Source organism: Streptomyces sp. NPDC048612 (assembly GCF_043199295.1).
Classification (GTDB): Bacteria; Actinomycetota; Actinomycetes; order Streptomycetales; family Streptomycetaceae; genus Streptomyces.
On record NZ_JBICVV010000018.1, the window covers coordinates 42,820 to 61,402 of the forward strand.

General features: G+C 74.4%; 13 protein-coding genes. 12 read left to right on the forward strand and 1 reads right to left on the reverse strand.

Going from position 1 to position 18,583, the window contains the following annotated elements:
• Positions 1–20 precede the first annotated feature (20 nt).
• The 9 genes from ACGFN2_RS24755 (at position 21) to ACGFN2_RS24795 (ending at position 14,193) form a co-directional block, all read left to right on the forward strand.
• Complete coding sequence (locus ACGFN2_RS24755; RefSeq protein ID WP_393363940.1) at positions 21–1,211, forward strand: acetyl-CoA carboxylase biotin carboxylase subunit family protein; 1,191 nt, start codon at positions 21–23, stop codon at positions 1,209–1,211.
• Entirely contained in the window at positions 1,208–3,004 is a 1,797-nt protein-coding gene (locus ACGFN2_RS24760; protein WP_393363943.1) for an IucA/IucC family protein, read from the forward strand. The genes ACGFN2_RS24755 and ACGFN2_RS24760 overlap by 4 nt, the downstream gene beginning before the upstream one ends.
• Entirely contained in the window at positions 3,004–4,311 is a 1,308-nt protein-coding gene (locus ACGFN2_RS24765) for an MFS transporter (RefSeq protein ID WP_393363946.1), read from the forward strand. Before ACGFN2_RS24760 ends, ACGFN2_RS24765 begins: the two co-directional genes overlap by 1 nt.
• Positions 4,299–6,080, forward strand: a complete 1,782-nt coding sequence (locus ACGFN2_RS24770; RefSeq protein ID WP_393363949.1) for an IucA/IucC family protein — start codon at positions 4,299–4,301, stop codon at positions 6,078–6,080. The genes ACGFN2_RS24765 and ACGFN2_RS24770 overlap by 13 nt, the downstream gene beginning before the upstream one ends.
• A complete protein-coding gene (locus ACGFN2_RS24775) occupies positions 6,077–7,324 on the forward strand; it encodes a type III PLP-dependent enzyme (protein WP_393363952.1) in 1,248 nt (415 codons plus the stop codon). The genes ACGFN2_RS24770 and ACGFN2_RS24775 overlap by 4 nt, the downstream gene beginning before the upstream one ends.
• Position 7,325: 1 nt before the next feature.
• Positions 7,326–8,096 (forward strand): HpcH/HpaI aldolase/citrate lyase family protein, encoded by a 771-nt coding sequence (locus tag ACGFN2_RS24780; protein ID WP_393363955.1) that lies wholly within the window; start codon positions 7,326–7,328, stop codon positions 8,094–8,096.
• Positions 8,097–8,182: 86 nt separating this feature from the next.
• The gene (locus ACGFN2_RS24785; RefSeq protein ID WP_393363958.1) at positions 8,183–9,415 is read left to right on the forward strand and encodes an NAD(P)/FAD-dependent oxidoreductase; all 1,233 of its coding nucleotides are present in this window, start codon (positions 8,183–8,185) and stop codon (positions 9,413–9,415) included.
• 140 nt (positions 9,416–9,555) lie between these two features.
• Positions 9,556–13,815 (forward strand): molybdopterin-dependent oxidoreductase, encoded by a 4,260-nt coding sequence (locus ACGFN2_RS24790; protein WP_393363961.1) that lies wholly within the window; start codon positions 9,556–9,558, stop codon positions 13,813–13,815.
• A gap of 168 nt (positions 13,816–13,983) precedes the next feature.
• Entirely contained in the window at positions 13,984–14,193 is a 210-nt protein-coding gene (locus ACGFN2_RS24795; protein ID WP_362603385.1) for a hypothetical protein, read from the forward strand.
• Between the two features lie 141 nt (positions 14,194–14,334).
• On the opposite strand, the gene ACGFN2_RS24800 is transcribed toward ACGFN2_RS24795, so the two are convergent.
• Positions 14,335–14,994, reverse strand: a complete 660-nt coding sequence (locus tag ACGFN2_RS24800) for an endonuclease (RefSeq protein ID WP_393363964.1) — start codon at positions 14,992–14,994, stop codon at positions 14,335–14,337.
• Between the two features lie 796 nt (positions 14,995–15,790).
• Between ACGFN2_RS24800 and ACGFN2_RS24805 the strand changes: the two genes are divergently transcribed.
• The 3 genes from ACGFN2_RS24805 to ACGFN2_RS24815 all read left to right on the forward strand — a co-directional run bounded on the left by ACGFN2_RS24805 (position 15,791) and on the right by ACGFN2_RS24815 (position 18,538).
• The gene (locus ACGFN2_RS24805) at positions 15,791–16,630 is read left to right on the forward strand and encodes a hypothetical protein (protein WP_393363967.1); all 840 of its coding nucleotides are present in this window, start codon (positions 15,791–15,793) and stop codon (positions 16,628–16,630) included.
• A 97-nt stretch (positions 16,631–16,727) separates the two neighbouring features.
• Positions 16,728–17,126: a hypothetical protein gene (locus tag ACGFN2_RS24810; RefSeq protein ID WP_362603394.1), complete on the forward strand. Its 399-nt coding sequence runs from the start codon at positions 16,728–16,730 to the stop codon at positions 17,124–17,126.
• 20 nt (positions 17,127–17,146) lie between these two features.
• On the forward strand, positions 17,147–18,538 hold the full coding sequence (locus ACGFN2_RS24815; RefSeq protein ID WP_393363970.1) for a DUF2252 domain-containing protein: 1,392 nt from the start codon (positions 17,147–17,149) through the stop codon (positions 18,536–18,538).
• The last annotated feature ends 45 nt before the right edge of the window (positions 18,539–18,583 follow it).

The window sequence follows — 18,583 nt, forward strand, 5'->3', positions numbered from 1 at the left end:
ATCCCGAAGGGGTCCCGCTCATGCGGATGTACCTGCTCGCCCTCAACCCCACCGACTCGGTCACCGAGGGATTCCTCCCCGCCGCCGCCCGCCTCGGTCTCGACATCACGGTCCTGACGGACCAGCCCGAAGCGCACCGGAGAACCTCCCCCGGCACCGAGGTGCTGGAGTGCGACGTCCATGACTTCCGCGCCGTCATCACCCGAATAGCCACCCACCACCCGGCCGCCGCGGTCTTCACCAACAGCGACCATCTGCAGACCCAGGCGGCCCTGGCGGCCGACTACTTCGGGCTGCCCGGCAAGGACTGGCGGGCCGCGCTGCGCGCCAAGAACAAGGCCGAGATGCGCCGCCACCTCGCCGCGGCCGGCGCCGACACCGTGCGCTCCGCCGAGCTGGCGCCCGGCCAGGACCCGGCCGCGCTGACCGCCGCCGGGCTCCCCTACCCCTGCGTGGTCAAACCGCGTGAGGGCGTGGCCAGCGAGGACGTGATGCTGGCCAACACGCCGGACGAACTGATCGCGCGGGCCGCGGAGATCCAGGCGCGGCGCCCGCAGGCAGCGCTGGTCGCCGAGGAGTTCCTGGCCGGTGAGCTGTACACGCTGGAGACCCTGGGCGACGGCCGCCGGCGCCATGTCCTGGGCGGCTTCCACACCACGGTCTCCGCGCCGCCCGCCTTCATCGAGGAGCGGCACGACTTCGTCGCCGTCCCCCCGGAGCCCGTGGTCGCCCAGGTGCTGGCCCAGCTCGACGCGCTGGGCGTCGGGTTCGGCGCCTGCCACACCGAGTTCGTGGTGCACGAGGGCCGGGCGCGGCTCATCGAGGTGAACTACCGCGTCATCGGCGACCAGTGCGATCTGCTGCTGGCGCAGGTGCTGGGCATCGAGCTGTTCGAGCACATCCTCCGTACGCATCTGGGCGAGCCGCTGCCCGCCGATCTGGGCGCGCGGCAGGACGGTGCGGGCCGGGTCGAGTACGCCCTCGCCGACCGGGCCGGGACGCTCACCGCGGCGCCGGCCGCCACGGACCGCGAGGAGGACGGCGTGCGGCTGCGCTACCGGCCGATGCGCGCGACCGGCACCGAGCACCCGCTGTACCGCACCAACCGCGACTACCTGGGCGTGCTGCGGGCCACCGGCACCGACCGGCAGGCTCTGGACCGGGCCGCGGACGGCTTCTTCGCCACCGAGCGCTGGGAGATCACCTCGTGACCACCGCCCTCGACACCACCGCCGGCACCGCCGCGCAGGAGGCCGAGGAGTCCGAGCTGCTGCTGCGGGTGCTGAGCGCGCTGCTGCGGGAGGACGTCGTCGGGCTGCGCTCCCGCGGCACGCTGCTGGAGCGCCCGGACGGCCCCTGGCTGCGGCTGCCCGCCGGCCCGGACGCCGGTGCCCTGCTGCTGCCGCTGGGCCCGGACGGCTACCAGAGCACCCACGCGGCCCGGCTGCCGCTGCTGGTCCGCGAGGCCGACGGCGCCCGGCTGACCACGGCCGACGAGATCCTCGCCGCGCTGCGGGAGCGGGCCGACCCGGCCGACCGGCCCGGTTTCGACGCCTTCGCCGAGGAGTGCCGCCAGACCCTGGCGACGATGCGGCTGCACGCCCGTACCCGGGACGAGTTCGAGCAGGGACTGGCGGAGCGTCATGGCGCGGTGGACGGGGGCTGGCCGGGCCTGGACGGCGGGCTGGCGTACGACGCGCTGGCCGCCCGCCTCGACCACCCCGTGTACCCGACCGCGCGCGGCCGCTCCGGCCTCGACGAGGACCAACTACGGGCGTACGCACCGGAGTTCCGTCCGGACTTCGCGCTGCGCTGGCTGGCCGTGCCGCGGTCCGCGCTCACCGTGGCGGGCGGCGGCGAGGCGGCGCTGCCCGACTGCTGGCCGTCCCCGGCCGAGCTGGGCCTGCCGGACCTCGGCGGCAGCCATCTCGCGCTGCCCGTCCACCCGTTGACGCTCGGCGCGCCGCTGGACGAGGCGCTGCGGGAGACCGGTCTGGCGGGCGCGGCGGTGCTGTCCGGGCGGGCGCTGCTCGACACGGTGCCGACGCTGTCGATGCGGACGGTGGCGGTGACCGCCGATCCCCGGCTGCATCTCAAGCTGCCGCTGGCCACCGCGACGCTGGGGCTGCGCAACCGGCGCACCATCAAGCCCCGTACGCTCATCGACGGCGCCGAGGGCCAGCGGCTGCTGGAGCGGGTGATCGCCCGCGAGCCGCGGTTCGCCGAGTCGGTGCTGCAGGCCGACGAGACGGTCTACGCACACGCCGGGCACGAGCTGCTCGCCGTGCTGTGCCGCCGCTACCCGGCCGGTCTGGACGGCAGCGCGGTGGTGCCGCTGGCCGCGCTGCTGGGCCGGGCGCCCGGCGGACGGCTGGTGATCGACCGGCTCGCCGACCGTTTCTACGGCGGCGATCCGCTGGCGCTGCTGGACGCCCTGCTGACGCTGCTCTTCGACTGGCAGACCACGCTGTTCGGCTACGGCATCGGCCTGGAGTCGCACCAGCAGAACATCTCGCTGGTGCTGGACCGGGCCGCGGACGGCACCCGGCTGCGGCTGCTGTTCAAGGACAACGACGCGCCGCGGTTCCACACCGGGCGGCTGCGGGAGACGCTGGGCGCGGACGCCCCGGACCCCGCGGACTTCGCCGACCCGCGGATCTTCGCTGAGGACGACCGGCCGGTGCTGGACCTGTTCACCACCATCACCGTCCATCTGTGCGCGGGCTCCTACGCCTTCGGGCTGGCCCGGCACGGGCGCGCCCCGCTGGGCCGGCTGCTGGACCTGGTCCGCGACCGGCTCACCGAGGCCGTGGCACGCCTGGGCACCGCGCCGGGCGAGCCGGGCGCCGCGCTGCGCGCGCACGTCCTGGACGCCCCGGAGCTGCCGGTCAAGGCCATGGTCAGCGCCGGCAGCCTGCTGTCGAAGGAGCGTTCCGGCGCGGCCGACATCAACAAGCACTACACCACCGGCCCCAACTACCTGCTTCCGCTGGGGACTTCCTGATGCGCACCGCCACCTCCCACCGGATCGAACCCGCCGCCGTCGAGACCAAGGTCCGTCCGGGCCTCGCCCGCCGCCAGGTGTACGCGGTGGCCGGCTGCTACTTCGTGGCGTCGTTCGCCGCGCTGGGCCTGCCGCCGTACCTCACCGAGATCTTGCCCGAGCTGGGCGACGGCGCCGCCCGCTGGGCCGGTCTGCTGTACATCGTGCCCACCATCTTCGGCGCCATCGGCGCGCCGCTGTGGGGGCGGCTGGCCGACCGCTTCGGCCGCAAACGGCTGCTGCTGCGGGCGCAGTTGGGGCTCGCCGCGGCGTTCCTGCTGGCGGGCTGGGCCGACTCGCTCGCCACCTTCACCGCGGCGCTGGTGATCCAGGGCGTGCTGGGCGGCACCTTCGCCGCCTCGAACGGCTACCTGGGCGCGGCGCTGGAGGGCCATGCGCTCTCGCGTGCGCTGACGCTGATGCAGGGCGCCGCGCGGGCGGCCCTGGTGTGCGCGCCGATCGTCGTCGGCTCGCTGACGCCCTGGCTGTCGCCGCACCGCCAGTACGCCCTGCTGGCCGTGCTGCCGCTGACCGCCGCCGTGATGCTGGCGGCGCTCCCGGAGCCGCCGCGGCACCAGCCCACCGCGCCGCGGGCCGCGACCGCGGAGGCCGACACGGACGGGGCGTCGGCGGTCGAGGCGGCCGCGGCCGAGGCCGCCGGGGACGGGCCGTCCCGGCGCTCCCCGGACGCGTCGCTGCGGGCCCTGTACGCCCTGGAGTTCGCCTTCGTCTTCTCCACCGTCATCTCCTTCCCGTACCTGATCTCCCTCATCGAGGAGCGCATACCGGGCACCGGGCCGATGGTCTCCGGTGTGCTGTTCGCCCTGCCGCACCTGTGCTATCTGGTCGCGGCGATCGCGGTGCACTCCCTCTTCCAGCGCCGCCCCCGACTCGGCATATCCCTCGGCTTCGGCTGTATCGCGCTGGGCCTGGCCGGGCACGGTGTCGCCGACTCGCTCACCGCCTTCGTCGCGGTCCGGCTGGTCCTCGGCGCAGGCCTCACCCTGGGCCTGGTCTGTATGTCGGTGCTGGCCGCCGACTGCGCCAAGGGCCGTGCCCCGGGCGGGCTGTTCGGCTCCATCGAATTCTTCTCCAAGGCCGGTGCCGTCGCCGCCGGTGTGGCCGCCGCGGTCGGCAACGACTGGTTCGGTCCCACCGCGCCCGTCCTGACCGGTACCGCGATAGCGCTGGTCACCGTGCTCGCGACCGCAGTCCCCTGCCTTCCCCGTACTCTCCGCACCCGCAGGAGCCCCCGATGCCCTCGCTGACCAATTCCCCCGGCACCGCCGCGGCGGACGCCGCCCCCGCCGGTCTGCCCACCGCCGACCAGGCCGTGGCGCACACCCTCCTCAACTGCCTGCTGCGCGAGGTGTCCGGACCCGAGCACCAGACCGCCGCCGCCGACGGCCGGCTGCTGATCCGGCTGCCGCGCCGCGGGGTGCTGCTGCGGGTCGCGCTGCGCCGTACCTCGCTGCTGGGTGCGCACCGCTTCACCGGCCCGGTGTCCGAGCAGACCGCCGACGGCTGGGCCGAGGTCGGCTGGCGCCGGCTGGCCGAGTACGTGCATGCCGAGCTGTCGCTGCGGACCGGTGTGGACAACGAGGAGTTCCTGGCGCAGATCGCCTCCAGCCACCAGGCCGTCTCGGTGGCGCTGGCGGCCCGTACGGAGCACCGGCCGGCCGCCGGGGCCTACGGCGAGGAGGACTGGCAGAGCACCTATGTCCGCTCCGAGCAGTCGCTGATCCTCGGCCACCGCTTCCACCCGACGCCCAAGGCGCGTACCGGTGACCCGGCCGCCTGGGAGTCGTACGCGCCGGAGGCCGGGGCCGCCTTCCCGCTGCTGCTGCTCGCGGTGCGCGAGGAGCTGATCGCCGAGGAGGCGGCCGAGGACGGGGCCACGGCCCCGCTGGACGCACTGCACACCGAGGTCCCCGAGGGCTACCGGCTGCTGCCCGTCCACCCCTGGCAGTACGAGCTGCTGCGCGACCACGCCGGTCTGCAGGAGGCCCTGGACCGCGACGACATCCGGGTCCTGGGCACCGGCGGGACGCCGTTCGCGGCCACCGCCTCGGTGCGCACGCTCTACGACGGTGACGCGTTCCTCAAGTTCAGCCTGAATGTCCGGATCACCAACTGCCTCCGGAAGAACGCCAGTTACGAGCTGTCCGGGGCGGTGGCCCTGACCCGGCTGCTGGCGCCGGCGCTCGCCGATCTCGCCACCCGCTTCCCCGGCAGCGCGGTGCTCCGCGAGCCCGCCTACCGCAGCCTGGCGCTGCCCGGCGCCGACGGCCGGCCGGACACCGAGCTGCTCGAAGGGTTCGGCGTCATCGTCCGCGAGGGCCTGTCCCAGCGGCTGCTGCCCGGCACCACCCCGCTGCTGGCGGCCGCCGTCGCCGACGAGTACCCCACCGGCCCGGCCCATATCTCCCGCCTCCTGGACGGCGCCGGGCCGCAGGCCGCGCTGGACTGGTGGGCCGCCTACCTCAACCTGCTCCTCCCGCCGGTGCTCGCCGCCTACTTCGACCACGGCCTGGTGCTGGAGCCGCACCTGCAGAACGTGCTGGTCTGCGTCGACGGTGACGGAATGCCCGCCCAGGTCCTCTTCCGCGACCTGGAGGGCACCAAGCTGGTCCCCGAGCACCACGCCGAGCTGCTGGCCTCGCTGCCCGAGCAGGTCGCGGCGCCGATGACCTACGACGCCCAGCGCGGCTGGGACCGGGTCGTTTACTGCCTGCTGGTCAACCACGTCGCCGAGATGCTCGCCGCGCTCGCCGACCTGCACCCGGACACCGAGACGGAGCTGTGGGCGCAGGTCCGCCGCACCCTGCGGACCCACGCCGACCGGTACGGCTGCCCGCCCCGGCTGGCCGCCCTGCTCGCCGGTGTCCCGCTGCCCGCCAAGGCCAATCTGCTCACCCGCTGGGCGCGCAAGGCCGACCGCGAGGCCGGCTATGTCCTGCTGCCCTCGCCGCTGGCCGAGGCCGTCCTCTCCGGCGCCGGCGGCGCCGACGACACCACCCCCTGGAGCGCACGATGACCACCCCCGGCCTCGCCCCCACCCCCGCGGTCCGCGACCGCGTCCAGGGGCTCGCCCCCGAGGAACTGCCCGCCTACGTCTACGACCTGGCGGCGCTGCGCACCCACCTTGCCGGGGTCCGGGCCGCGCTGCCGGAGGGCATCGAGCTGTACTACGCGGCCAAGGCCAACCCCGAGCCGGAGCTGCTGGGCGCGCTGCGCCCGTACGTCGACGGCTACGAGGTCTCCTCGGGCGGCGAACTGGCGCACGTCGGCAAGGCCGTGCCCGGCGCCCCGCTCGCGTTCGGCGGGCCGGGCAAGACCCCGGCGGAGGTCGCCCAGGCGCTGGAGAGCGGGGTGGAGCGCTTCCACGTGGAGAGCGTGTACGAGATCCACCTGCTCGCGAGCCTGGCCGCCCGGCTCGCCCCGGAACGCCGGATCGCGGTGCTGGCCCGCTTCAACCTGCCGGTCGACGACGGTTCCCTGGACGGCAGTTCGCTCGCCATGGGCGGCCGTCCGACCCCGTTCGGACTGGACCCCGGCCAGGCCGCCGAGGTCGTCGCGCTCCTCACCGACGGCACCTGCCCGCAGCTCGAACTCCGCGGCATCCACGCCCACTTGGCGAGCGGACTGGAGGCGCCGGAGCAGCTGGCGGTGGCGGAGGCCATCGTGACCTGGGCCGCCGGACTGGCCGCTGAGCACCGGTTCCCCCTGTCCGAGGTCGTCGTCGGCGGCGGGATGGCCGTCGACTACGCCGCGCCGGAGCGCCGTTTCGACTGGCGCGCGTACGGCGCGGGCCTGGCCCGGCTCGCCGCGGCCCACCCCGGTCTCACCCTGCGGATCGAGCCGGGGCGCGCGCTCACCGCGTACTGCGGCTGGTACGCCACCGAGGTGCTGGACGTGAAGCACAGCCACGGCGAGGAGTTCGCCGTGGTGCGCGGCGGCACCCACCATCTGCGGACCCCCGCGACCAAGGGCCACGACCAGCCCTGCACGGTGCTGCCGTCCGACGCGCCCTGGCCGCACCCCTGGCCGCGGTCGGCGGCACAGGGCGAGCTGGTCACCGTCACGGGGCAGCTGTGCACCCCCAAGGACGTCCTCGCCCGCGACGTCCCGGCGCCGGGGCTGCGGGCCGGTGACCGGGTGGTGTTCGGGGTGGCCGGGGCGTACGCCTGGAACATCTCGCACCACGACTTCCTGATGCATCCGCGCCCCGGCTTCCACTTCCTCGGCGGTGCGGAGTCCGGCGCGGCAGGGGAGGCCTGAGGTGCTGCGCGCCAACGAGGTCCGGCGCAGGATCGGTGCGGGCGAGGAGGTGTACGGGCTGTTCAGCACGCTTCCCGAGCCCACGATGGTGGAGATGATCGGCTGCGCCGGGTACGACTTCGTCATCCTGGACACCGAGCACACCCTGGTGGACCCGCAGCGGCTGGAGAACCTCATCCGGGCCGCCGAGACGACCGGGCTCACCCCCTTCGTCCGGGTGCCCGAGGACGACCCCGGCGCCGTGCTGCGCGCCCTGGACGCCGGGGCGATGGGCATCGTCGTCCCGCACGTGCGGAGCCGCGCGGACATCGACGCCGCGATCCGGGCCGCCCGCTACGCCCCCGAGGGGATGCGGTCCCTCAACGGCGGGCGCGGCCCGGGGTTCGGCCGGATCGACCCGGCCGAGTACCTGCGCCGGGCCAACGCGGAGATCATGGTCATCGCGCTGCTGGAGGACGCCGAGGGCGTCGAGGCCATCGATGAGATCCTCGCCCCCGGCGGCGTCGACCTCGTGCTGCCCGGCCCCGGCGACCTCTCGCAGTCGTACGGGGTGCCGTGGGAGGTCCGCCACCCCCGTGTCCAGGAGGCGGTCCGTACCCTCCGCGCGGCCTGCGCCCGCCATGACGTCCCGTTCTGCGCCATGTCCACCACGCCGGAGCGCCGCGCGCAGTGGCGGGCCGACGGTGTCACGGCGTTCGTCGTGGGCGAGGACCGCGATCTGGCGGCGCGGGCGCTGCGCGGGCATCTGGCGCGGACCGCGGGCCGGGAGTGACGGCAACACCATCGGCGGTACCGGCCGGGGCCCCGGCCGGGAACGGATGACGGGATATCCGATCGTCCGAAGGAGCTGAGCGGGAGATGGACCGGAACACGGCATTCTTGATCGCGGGCGCGGGGCTGGCCGGTGCCAAAGCCGCGGAGACCCTGCGCGAGGAGGGCTTCGACGGCCCGCTGGTGCTGCTGGGCGACGAGCGCGAGCGGCCGTACGAGCGGCCGCCGCTGTCCAAGGGCTATCTGCTGGGCAGCGAGGAGCGGGAGTCGGTCTTCGTCCATCCGGCCGAGTGGTACGCCGAGCACGGGGTCGAGCTGCGGCTGGGCCAGGCCGTCACCGCCCTCGACCCGGCCGGTCACGAGGTGACCCTCGCGGACGGCAGCCGGCTCGGCTACGCCAAGCTGCTGCTGGCGACCGGCTCCAGTCCGCGCCCGCTGCCGGTGCCCGGCGCCGACCTCGGCGGTGTGCACTACCTGCGGCGGCTGGCGGACAGCGACCGTCTCAAGGAGGTCTTCGGGTCCGCGTCCCGGGTCGTGGTGATCGGCGCCGGCTGGATCGGGCTGGAGACCACCGCCGCCGCCCGCGCGGCCGGCGCCGAGGTGACCGTGCTGGAGGCCGCGGCGCTGCCCCTGCTGCGGGTCCTGGGCCCCGAGGTCGCCCGGGTCTTCGCCACCCTGCACACCGACCACGGGGTCGAGCTGCGCTGCGGGGTCCAGGTCGCGGAGATCACCGGCACGGGCGGCGCGGTGGATGGCGTCCGGCTGGCGGACGGCAGCCTCATCGGGGCCGACGCGGTGATCGTCGGCGTCGGGATCACCCCCAACAGCGAGCCGGCCGCCGCGGCGGGGCTCAAGGTGGACAACGGCGTCGTCGTGGACGAGCGGCTGTGCTCCTCCCACCCGGACGTCTTCGCCGCGGGCGATGTCGCCAACGCCTACCACCCGCTGCTGGGCCGGCATCTGCGCGTCGAGCACTGGGCCAACGCCCTGCACCAGCCGCGGACCGCCGCCCGCGCCATGCTGGGACAGGACGTCCGCTACGACCGGCTGCCCTACTTCTTCACCGACCAGTACGACCTGGGCATGGAGTACACCGGCTACGTCGAACCGGAGGGCTATGACCGGGTCGTCTTCCGCGGGGACCCCGGTACCCGTGAGTTCCTCGCCTTCTGGCTCGCCGAGGGGCGGGTGCTGGCCGGGATGAACGTGAACGTCTGGGACGTCACCGAGCCGATCCGGGCGCTGGTGACGAGCGGGCGGGCGGTGGACCCCGAGCGGCTGGCCGACCCGGCCGTTCCGCTGCCCGAACTGCTGCCCTGAGCTGCGGCGACCCGGTTCTCACGGAGCGCCCCGGGTGACTGTGTGGCCGCCGTAACGACGGGTGATCGCTTGCCGTGACACCCGGTTAACGGGCCGTTCGTAGGGTCGGAGCGAGCTTCCGACCACGAAGGGGACCGTCCGTGACCGCACCGGAACCGCTGACCGAGAGCATCACGCAGGTACGGACGGCGTGCTCGTACTGCGGGGTCGGCTGCGGGATCGTGCTGGATGTCGCGACGGACCCGGAGGGGCGGCGGACGGTCCGCCGGGCTGCCGGTGACAAGGCCCACCCGGCGAACGGCGGACGGCTGTGCACCAAGGGCGCGACCAGCGCCGAGCTGCTCGCCGCGCCGGGGCGGCTGTCGGCCGCCCTGGTGCGCGCGGAGCGCGGCGACGAACCCGCGGCCGAGCCGATGGCGGCGGCGGTCAGGCGGACCGCAGGGCGGCTGCGCGACATCGTCGACACCCACGGCCCGGACGCCCTCGCGCTGTATGTCTCCGGCCAGATGACGCTGGAGGCCCAATACTTGGCGAACAAGCTCGCCAAGGGCTTCGTCCGCACCCGGCACATCGAGTCCAACTCCCGGCTGTGCATGGCGAGCGCGGGAAGCGGCTACAAGCTGTCCCTGGGGGCGGACGGTCCGCCCGGCTCGTACCAGGACTTCGAGCACGCCGACGTCTTCCTCGTCATCGGCTCCAATATGGCCGACTGCCACCCGGTCCTCTTCCTGCGGATGATGGAGCGGGTGAAGGCGGGCGCCAAACTGATCGTGGTCGATCCCCGGCGCACCGCCACCGCGGCCAAGGCCGACCTCTTCCTGCAGATCGCGCCGGGCACGGATCTGGCGCTGCTGAACGGTCTGCTGCATCTGCTGGCCGAGGACGGCCGGATCGACACCGGGTTCATCGCCGAGCACACCGAGGGCTGGGAGGCGATGCCGGCCTTCCTCCAGGACTATCCGCCCGCGCGGGTCGCGGAGCTCACCGGGATACCGGAGGAGGACCTCCGCCGGGCCGCCGAATGGATCGGTGCCGCGGACGACTGGATGAGCTGCTGGACCATGGGCCTGAACCAGAGCACCCATGGCACCTGGAACACCAACGCGCTGGTCAACCTGCATCTGGCGACCGGTGCCATCTGCCGCCCCGGCAGCGGCCCGTTCTCGCTCACCGGCCAGCCCAACGCGATGGGCGGCCGCGAGATGGGCTACATGGGGCCGGGCCTGCCCGGCCAGCGGTCCACGCTGGTGGCCGAGGACCGGGCCTTCGTGGAGGAGCTGTGGGGCCTCGGTCCGGGCACACTGCGGGCGGACGAGCCCGGCCGGGGCACCGTCGAGATGTTCCGGCGGATGGCGGACGGCGACATCAAGGCGTGCTGGATCATCTGCACCAACCCCGTCGCCTCGGTCGCCAACCGGCGGACGGTCATCGAGGGGCTGGAGGCGGCGCAGTTCGTGGTCGCGCAGGACGTCTTCGCGGAGACCGAGACCAACGCGTACGCCGATGTCGTGCTGCCCGCCGCCATGTGGGGCGAGTCCGAGGGCGTGATGGTCAACTCGGAGCGCAGTCTGACGCTCGTACGGCAGGCCGCCGACGCGCCGGGCGAGGCCTGGCCGGACTGGCGGATCATCGCCCGGGTCGCCTGCGAGATGGGCTACGAGGACGCCTTCAGCTATGACAGCGCGGAGGAGATATTCGAGGAGATCAAACGCGCCTGGAACCCGCGGACCGGCTATGACCTGCGCGGAGTGACCTACGAGCGGCTGCGGGAGACCCCCGTGCAGTGGCCCAGCGCGGCCGTCGACGGACCGGACCGCAACCCGGTGCGCTACCTCAACGACGGCGTCAGCCAGACCCTGGACGAGCGCCCGGACGGCACCCGGCCCCGGCTCTCCTTCCCCACCGCGACCGGCCGGGCGGTGTTCTTCGCCCGTCCGCACCTCCCGGCTGCGGAGCTGCCCGACGACGACTACCCGTACGTGCTGAACACCGGCCGGCTGCCCCACCAGTGGCACACCCTCACCAAGACCGGCAAGGTCGGCAAGCTGACCAGGCTCAACCCCGGTCCGTTCGTGGAGCTGCATCCGCAGGACGCGGCGGCGCTGGGCCTGGCGGAGGGCGACACGGTGGAGGTGGCCTCGCGGCGCGGCCGGGCGGTGCTGCCCGCCGTGGTGACCGACCGGGTACGGCCGGGCGACTGCTTCGCGCCGTTCCACTGGAACGACCTGTTCGGGGAGTACCTCAGCGTCAACGCGGTGACCCATGACGCGGTCGACCCGGTCTCCTTCCAGCCCGAGTTCAAGGCCTGTGCGGTGTCACTGGCCCGGGTCGCGGCCGCGCCGGGGCGGCCGCAGGACGATCCGGGCGCCGGGCGGACGGACGACGCGGGCGGCGCCGCCTCCGGCCGGGACGGCGAAGCTGGAGGGGCGACGGCCGTGCTGGCCGGGGTGTTCGGGCTCGGCGAGACCGCCCCGCCGGTGCTGGCCGCGCACGAACGGCGCTATCTGTCCGGCTTTCTCACCGGGCTGGACTCGGGGCCCGCCGCCGGCACTCCGGTGCTGCCCGCGCACGCCCCGTTCAGTCCGGAGAGTGCTCTGTGGGTCAACGGCGTCCTGGCCGGGATGTTCTCCCGCGCTCCGGCCCCCCGGCAGGCGACGGCGCCGGACCCGGCGGAGGTTCCCGCCGGGGCGGCCGGCGCCGCGTCCGCCCGTACGGTCCTGGTCCTGTGGGCCTCCCAGACCGGCAACGCGGAGGAGGTCGCGGCCGACACGGCCCGCCGGCTGACCGGCAGCGGACGGACGGCGACGCTGCGGAGCATGGCCGACAGCGCACCGGCCGCCCTGCCGCGCGGCGCCGATCTGCTGATCGTCACCAGCACCTTCGGCGACGGCGACGCCCCCGACAACGGGACGGACTTCTGGGAGACCCTCAACGCACCGGACAGCCCGCGGCTGGACGGGGTGCGCTACTCCGTCCTCGCGCTGGGCGACTCGTCGTACGACGACTTCTGCGGCCACGGCCGCCGGCTCGACGCCCGGCTGGCGGAGCTGGGCGCGGAGCGGCTGGCGCCCCGTACGGACTGCGAACCGGACTACGAGCAGCCGGCCGGCCAGTGGCTCGACCAGGTCCTCACGGCCCTGGACGACGCCGGCCCGGAGCAGGACGGCGGTGCGCAGGAGGACACCGGCGGGGAGGCGGACGCCGTGGCCGGCGCGCCGGCGGCCGTCCCGGCTCCCGCGGCGCCGGACCGGGCACCGGGCACCGCCTCCCGGCCTTCCAAGGCCGCCCCCGCCACCGCCCGCCTCGTCGGCAACGACCTGCTGAGCCGGGCCGGGGCCACCAAGGAGGTGCGGCAGTTCACCCTCGACACCCGGGACGGCGACGGCACCCCACTGGAGTACGAGGTGGGGGACGCGCTCGGGGTGCTGCCCCGGAACTGCCCGGACCTCGTCGACGAGTGGCTGGCCGTCACCGGACTCGACCCCGCCACCGCCGTCGACCTCAAGGGTCCTGGCACGGTGCCGCTGGGCGAGGCCCTGCACCGCCATCTCGACCTCACGAGGATCACCCCGGCGCTCCTCCGGCTCGTCGCCGAACGCACCGGTGACCGGGTCCTCAGGAAGCTGCTGCGGCCCGACAACAAGGGCGAGCTGGCCCAGTGGGCCTGGAGCCGGCAGGCCGTCGACGTCCTGGCCGAGTACCCGGTCCGGGCCGGCGCTGCGGAGTGGGCCGGCCTGCTCCCCCGTCTGCAGCCCCGCCTGTACTCCCTCTCGTCGAGCCCGCTGACCGATCCCGGTCTGCTCCGGCTGACGGTGTCCGTGGTCCGCTACGAGAACCGGCAGGGCCGTCCGCGCAAGGGCGTGGCCTCCACCTTCCTGGCCGACGCCGGGCCCGGCAGCCCGGTCCCGGTCTTCGTCCAGCGCAGCGCCCACTTCCGTCCGCCGGCCGATCCGGCCACCCCGATGGTGATGGTGGGCCCCGGCACCGGCGTCGCGCCCTTCCTCGGCTTCCTGGAAGAGCGGCGCGCCCGCGGTCACCGCGCCCCCAACTGGCTGTTCTTCGGTGAGCAGCGGCGCGCCACGGACTTCTACTACGAGGACGCCCTGGACCGGCTGCGCCGCGACGGGCTGCTCACCCGGCTGGACACCGCCTTCTCCCGCGACCAGCGGGCCAAGGTCTACGTCCAGGACCGGATGCGCGAACACGGCGCCCAGCTGTGGTCCTGGCTCCAGGACGGCGCCCACTTCTATGTGTGCGGTGACGCGTCCCGGATGGCCAAGGACGTCGACCGTGCGCTGCGGGACATCGCCGTCGCACACGGCGGCCTGGCGGAGGAGGCTGCCGCCGGTTACGTCAAACAGCTCGCCGCCGACAAGCGCTACGTCCGCGACGTGTACTGAGGCGTCCGCGGGGCCCGCCCCCTCGTAACACTCCCTTCCGGCCGGGCCGTTCGCCCGCCCGGCGGTCTCCCCCGTACCGGCGCGCGGCTCCTGGGCCCGCCCCGCGCTGCTGTCCTGAACGGGCCGCCCCCGGGCATCGGACGGACGATGGGAAGGAAGGAGAGCGCTATGACCCTGATGACCGCTGACGCCATGACCACCGAGCCGGCGCCCGAGGGGCCGGGGCCGGTGCCGAGCGGCCCCGAACCGGTGCCGCACGACCCGGGCCCCGGCGAGCCGGTCCCCGCCGCGCCGGAACCGGACGAGCCGGCACCGGCACCGGAGGAGCCGCCCGGCGCGGAGCCGGGCGACCACCCGGCACCCGAGCCGCCCGACTGACACCGGGCACGGCCGTCCGGGCGCCCGGCCAGGGGAACGCCCCGGCCGGGTGCCCGGCCTCGGGGCGGGCACGGTCGCGGGCCTGGGCGGCTGACGGTGGCCGGCCGTGCCGCTGCCAAGTAGCCGGTACCCGCGGCCGGTTCAGGCCCCCGCGGCCTCCCGTACGTCCTCGACGACGGACCGGTCCAGCGCGGCGCGCACCAGCCCCGAGGCGAAGGCCGCCGTCTCGTCCGTGCCGACCAGCCGCGCCAGCTTCCCGCTGTCGCCCGGCAGACCCAGCCGCTCCGCGCCCTGGACCGCCTTGGCGTCGAGATACGGGGCGAGTTCGGGCCAGACGCCCTGGACCTCACGCAGGAAGATGTCGCAGCCCGCGGGGCCCAGGCCCGGCACCTCCCGCAGTGCGCGGCGCAGCGCACCGAGGTCACCGCCGGCCGCGTCCCGCATCCGCCGCAGATCTCCGCCGTACGCCTCCAGCAGCAGCGTGGCACCGTCCCCGAGCTGGGTGGCGGTGCGCTCGTCGTAGCGCCGGTAGCCGCCCTCGCCCAGGGCGTCGACCCGTTGCTGCCAGGTCGCCGCCGCCATCCGCCGGGGCGTGCGCAGCCCCGCCCCGAACAGCGTCCGCGCGGCCGCCACCGCCACGGAGGCGCGAATCCGGGCGCTGAGCAGCCCGGCCAGCACCAGCACCTGGTAGAGCGGCTGCGGGGTGTTCGCCATCCGGATGCCGCTCTGTGCGGCGAAGGTCTCCCCGTGCCGCTCCAGCAGGGCGCGCGCCAGTGCACTCGGCCCGCCGCGGGGGCTCATGGCGCGCCCCGGTACCGGCGGGCCGCCTCGTCAGGGGAAGTTCCGGCCACGCCCTGTCCTCCGTCCGTCCCGTAGGGGGTCCGCAGTCACCCTGCCTCCGGTCAGCGGGCCGGGCAACCACCACTGCTCCGTGGGGCGCAACGACGCCGCACCGCAGGCGCGGCCGGGCGCGATACGTCCGTTCGCCTCCCGTGTCGCCCGGGGGCCCGCGGCGCCGCACAGTGAGGGGGTGCCTCGCGGAGTCCGGGCGCCTCGGGCCGCATGGCCGGCGCGGGACCGGCAAGGAGAACAGCATGCCGCGCGGAACGGGCGCCAGGCGGCCGGCCGCGGAAGAGCGACGTGTGAGGAGCTCATGACGGTGCGACAGCAGCCAGGACCACCGGGCATCACCCCTCCGGACCCGGTCCCACCGACCCCGGGTCCGGGCCCCGGGCCACCAGGACCCACGCCGGGCCCGGGGCCCGGCCCGGTCCCCGCACCGGGCCCCGATCCGGTGCCCCCGTCGCCGCCGCGCCCCGAACCGGACCCGGTCCCGCCCACCCCGGCACCACCGACGCCGGGACCGGCGCCCGGCCCGGCACCCGATCCGCTCCCGGCCCCGGGCACCGCGGGGCGGTCCTGAGGCAGCCAGGAAGCACCCGCCACGGCACCGCCTCCCAGGGGCCGGTGTCACGCCCGCGGGGCCGTACCGGCAGCAGTCCGGTACGGCCCCGCGGGCGTCGGCGTCCCGGGGGACTCCCGCACCCGCTGACGAGGCATTACCGGCAATCCGGCGGCGGATCGCTACGCTCGGCGGGTGCGGAATTCCGAGGAGCGCGCCGAGGGTGCGGGACCGTTCGTCTCCCGGCTGACCTGGCGCCTCGAAGAGGGCGGCACCGCCGTCTGGGAGTCGCGGGCGGCCCGTAAACGCGGCACGCTCGACGTACGGCCCGCGGGGGCCGCCGAGAGCCGCGCGCGGCGGGCCGGCACCGTGGCGCTGGACCGGCTGCGCCGGCTCAACGACGTGGCCGCGGTCTCCTTCACGGTCGGCGGGACCCTCTTCGCCCTCGGTGCGGCGCTCGCCCAGTTCAGCGCGGAGCGCCCGCTCACGAGCGCCACGATCTACTTCACCGGCGGGGTGTTCTTCACCCTGGGCGGCTACGCCTCACTCGTTCAGAGCATCAACGCGCCGCGCCGGGAGGGCACGGCCGGTGCGCTGACCACGCACGGCTTCCGGTGGTGGAGCTACGAGCCGGGGCGCATCGACTGGGTCAGTACGTTCGTGCTGTTCGCGGGGACGCTGGTGTTCGGCGTCAACCTGCTCGACTCCTTCCTGCAGGGGCTCACGGCCCAGCAGCAGAACCGGCTGGTCTGGACGCCCGACATGGTCGGCTGTCTGCTCTTCCTGATCTCGGGTCATCTGGCGATCGCCGAGATCTGCCACGGCCCGCCCTGCCTCCGCCGGCGCAGCCTCGGCTGGTGGATCGTCGCGGTCAACCAGCTGGGGTCGGTGCTCTTCATGGTGTCCGCGGTGGCCGCGTTCACCCCTCCGGAGACCGGCAGCGAGGTCAGCGTCGGCGTCGCCAACTGGGGCACGCTGACGGGGGCTCTGTGCTTCGCGGTGGCCGGGGTGCTCCAGGTCTTCGAACGCCCTTGACATGCGGCTGACCGGGACGTGTGCCACGGTGAATGCACTGCATGGCCACCGGCAGGTCCGGCAAGGACGGCCAGGTTTCTCAAGTGAGGAGTGACCCATGGCCACTCAGAAGAACTATGTCAGCGGATGGACCGCATTCGCTGCAGTCCTGATGATCTTCGGTGGTGCGATGGCCTTCCTGGAAGGCATCTCCGCCATCGCCAAGGACGACGTCTTCGTCACCACGCGGAACTACGTCTTCTCGTTCGACCTCACGGGCTGGGGCTGGATTCACCTCATCCTGGGCATCGTCATCCTGCTCGCGGGTGTCGCACTGCTGTCGACCGGGGCCATGTGGGCCCGGATCATCGGTGTGATCCTGGCAGGCCTGGGTGCGCTGGCGAACTTCCTGTGGATTCCGCACTACCCCTTCTGGGCCATCGTGCTGATCGCCATCGACATCTTCATCATCTGGGCGCTGTGCACGGACAACCACCGGCACACCGCCACACGGTGAGCTGAGCCCCCGGACCGGCCATGGCCACCGGACCCACCGCGCAGGAACGCGCCGAACAGGGCAGGGCACTTCGCTCCGAAGTGCCCCGCTCCTGTCATGCCGACTTCGCGCCCGACGCCGGCCGCGCCGACCCGGTGGACCTCATCGAGCGGCAGTCAGCCGTCCGCGTACCGGAGTTGGTGCCGATCCGCTACGGGCGGATGCTGGAGTCGCCGTTCCGCTTCTATCGCGGCGCCGCCGCCATCATGGCGGCGGACCTGGCCACCACCCCGTCGACCGGACTGCGGACCCAGCTGTGCGGGGACGCCCATCTGCTGAACTTCCGGCTGCTGGCCTCCCCCGAGCGCCATCTGATGTTCGACATCAACGACTTCGACGAGACCCTGCCCGGCCCGTGGGAGTGGGACGTCAAACGGCTGGCGGCCAGCTTCGCCATCGCCGGCCGCGGCAACGGTTTCAGCGAACAGGTCCGGACCGGCATCGTCCGGGCCGCCTGCGCGTCCTACCGCGACCGGATGCGCGAGTACGCGGAGATGCGGACCCTGGAGGTCTGGTACGCCCGTGCCGACATGGCCGACATCCAGGCCGAGGAGGCGCAGGAGCTGGGCAGCAGGGGCCGCGCGGGGCTGTCCCGGGTCATCGCGGAAGCGCGGACGCACGACACCGTGCAGGCGTTCCGCAAGCTGACCCGGCAGCACGGCGGCCAAGTCCGGATCGCCGCCGATCCCCCGCTGATCGTGCCGCTGGACGATCTGCTGCCGGACATCGAGCGGGACCGGCTGCAGGAGCAGATCCGCGGGCTGATCCAGGGCTACGCCGGCACCCTGCGGTCGGATCACCGCCGGCTGCTGGAGCAGTACCGGGTGGTCGACGTGGCCCGCAAGGTGGTGGGCGTCGGCAGTGTGGGCACCCGCTGCTGGATCGTGCTGCTGCTCGGCAAGGACTCCGACGACCCGCTGCTGCTCCAGGCCAAGGAGGCCGACGAGTCGGCGCTCGCCGCGTACGCCGGAGCGGCCGCGGAGACCAACCAGGGCGCCCGCGTGGTGGCCGGCCAGCGGCTGATGCAGGCCGCCAGTGACATCTTCCTCGGCTGGGAACGGGTCACCGGGATCGACGGACGCCAACGCGACTTCTATGTGCGCCAGCTGCGCGACTGGAAGGGCATCATGCCCGCGGACATGATGGTGCCGGTGGGCATGCGGCGGTTTGCCGTCCGCTGCGGGGCCACCCTGGCCCGCGCGCACGCCCGGTCCGGCGACCGGATCGCGATCGCCGCCTACCTCGGGCGGGGCGCGGTCTTCGACGAGGCGCTGGCGCGGTTCGCGGAGCGCTACGCGGACCAGAACGAGCGTGATCACCAGGCGCTCGCCGAGGCGGTCCGGGAGGGCCGGGTCAGCGCCCGGCCGGGCTGACCCGACGGGGCGCCGCAACGCCCCGCTGAGCGGCGTCCGCGGCCG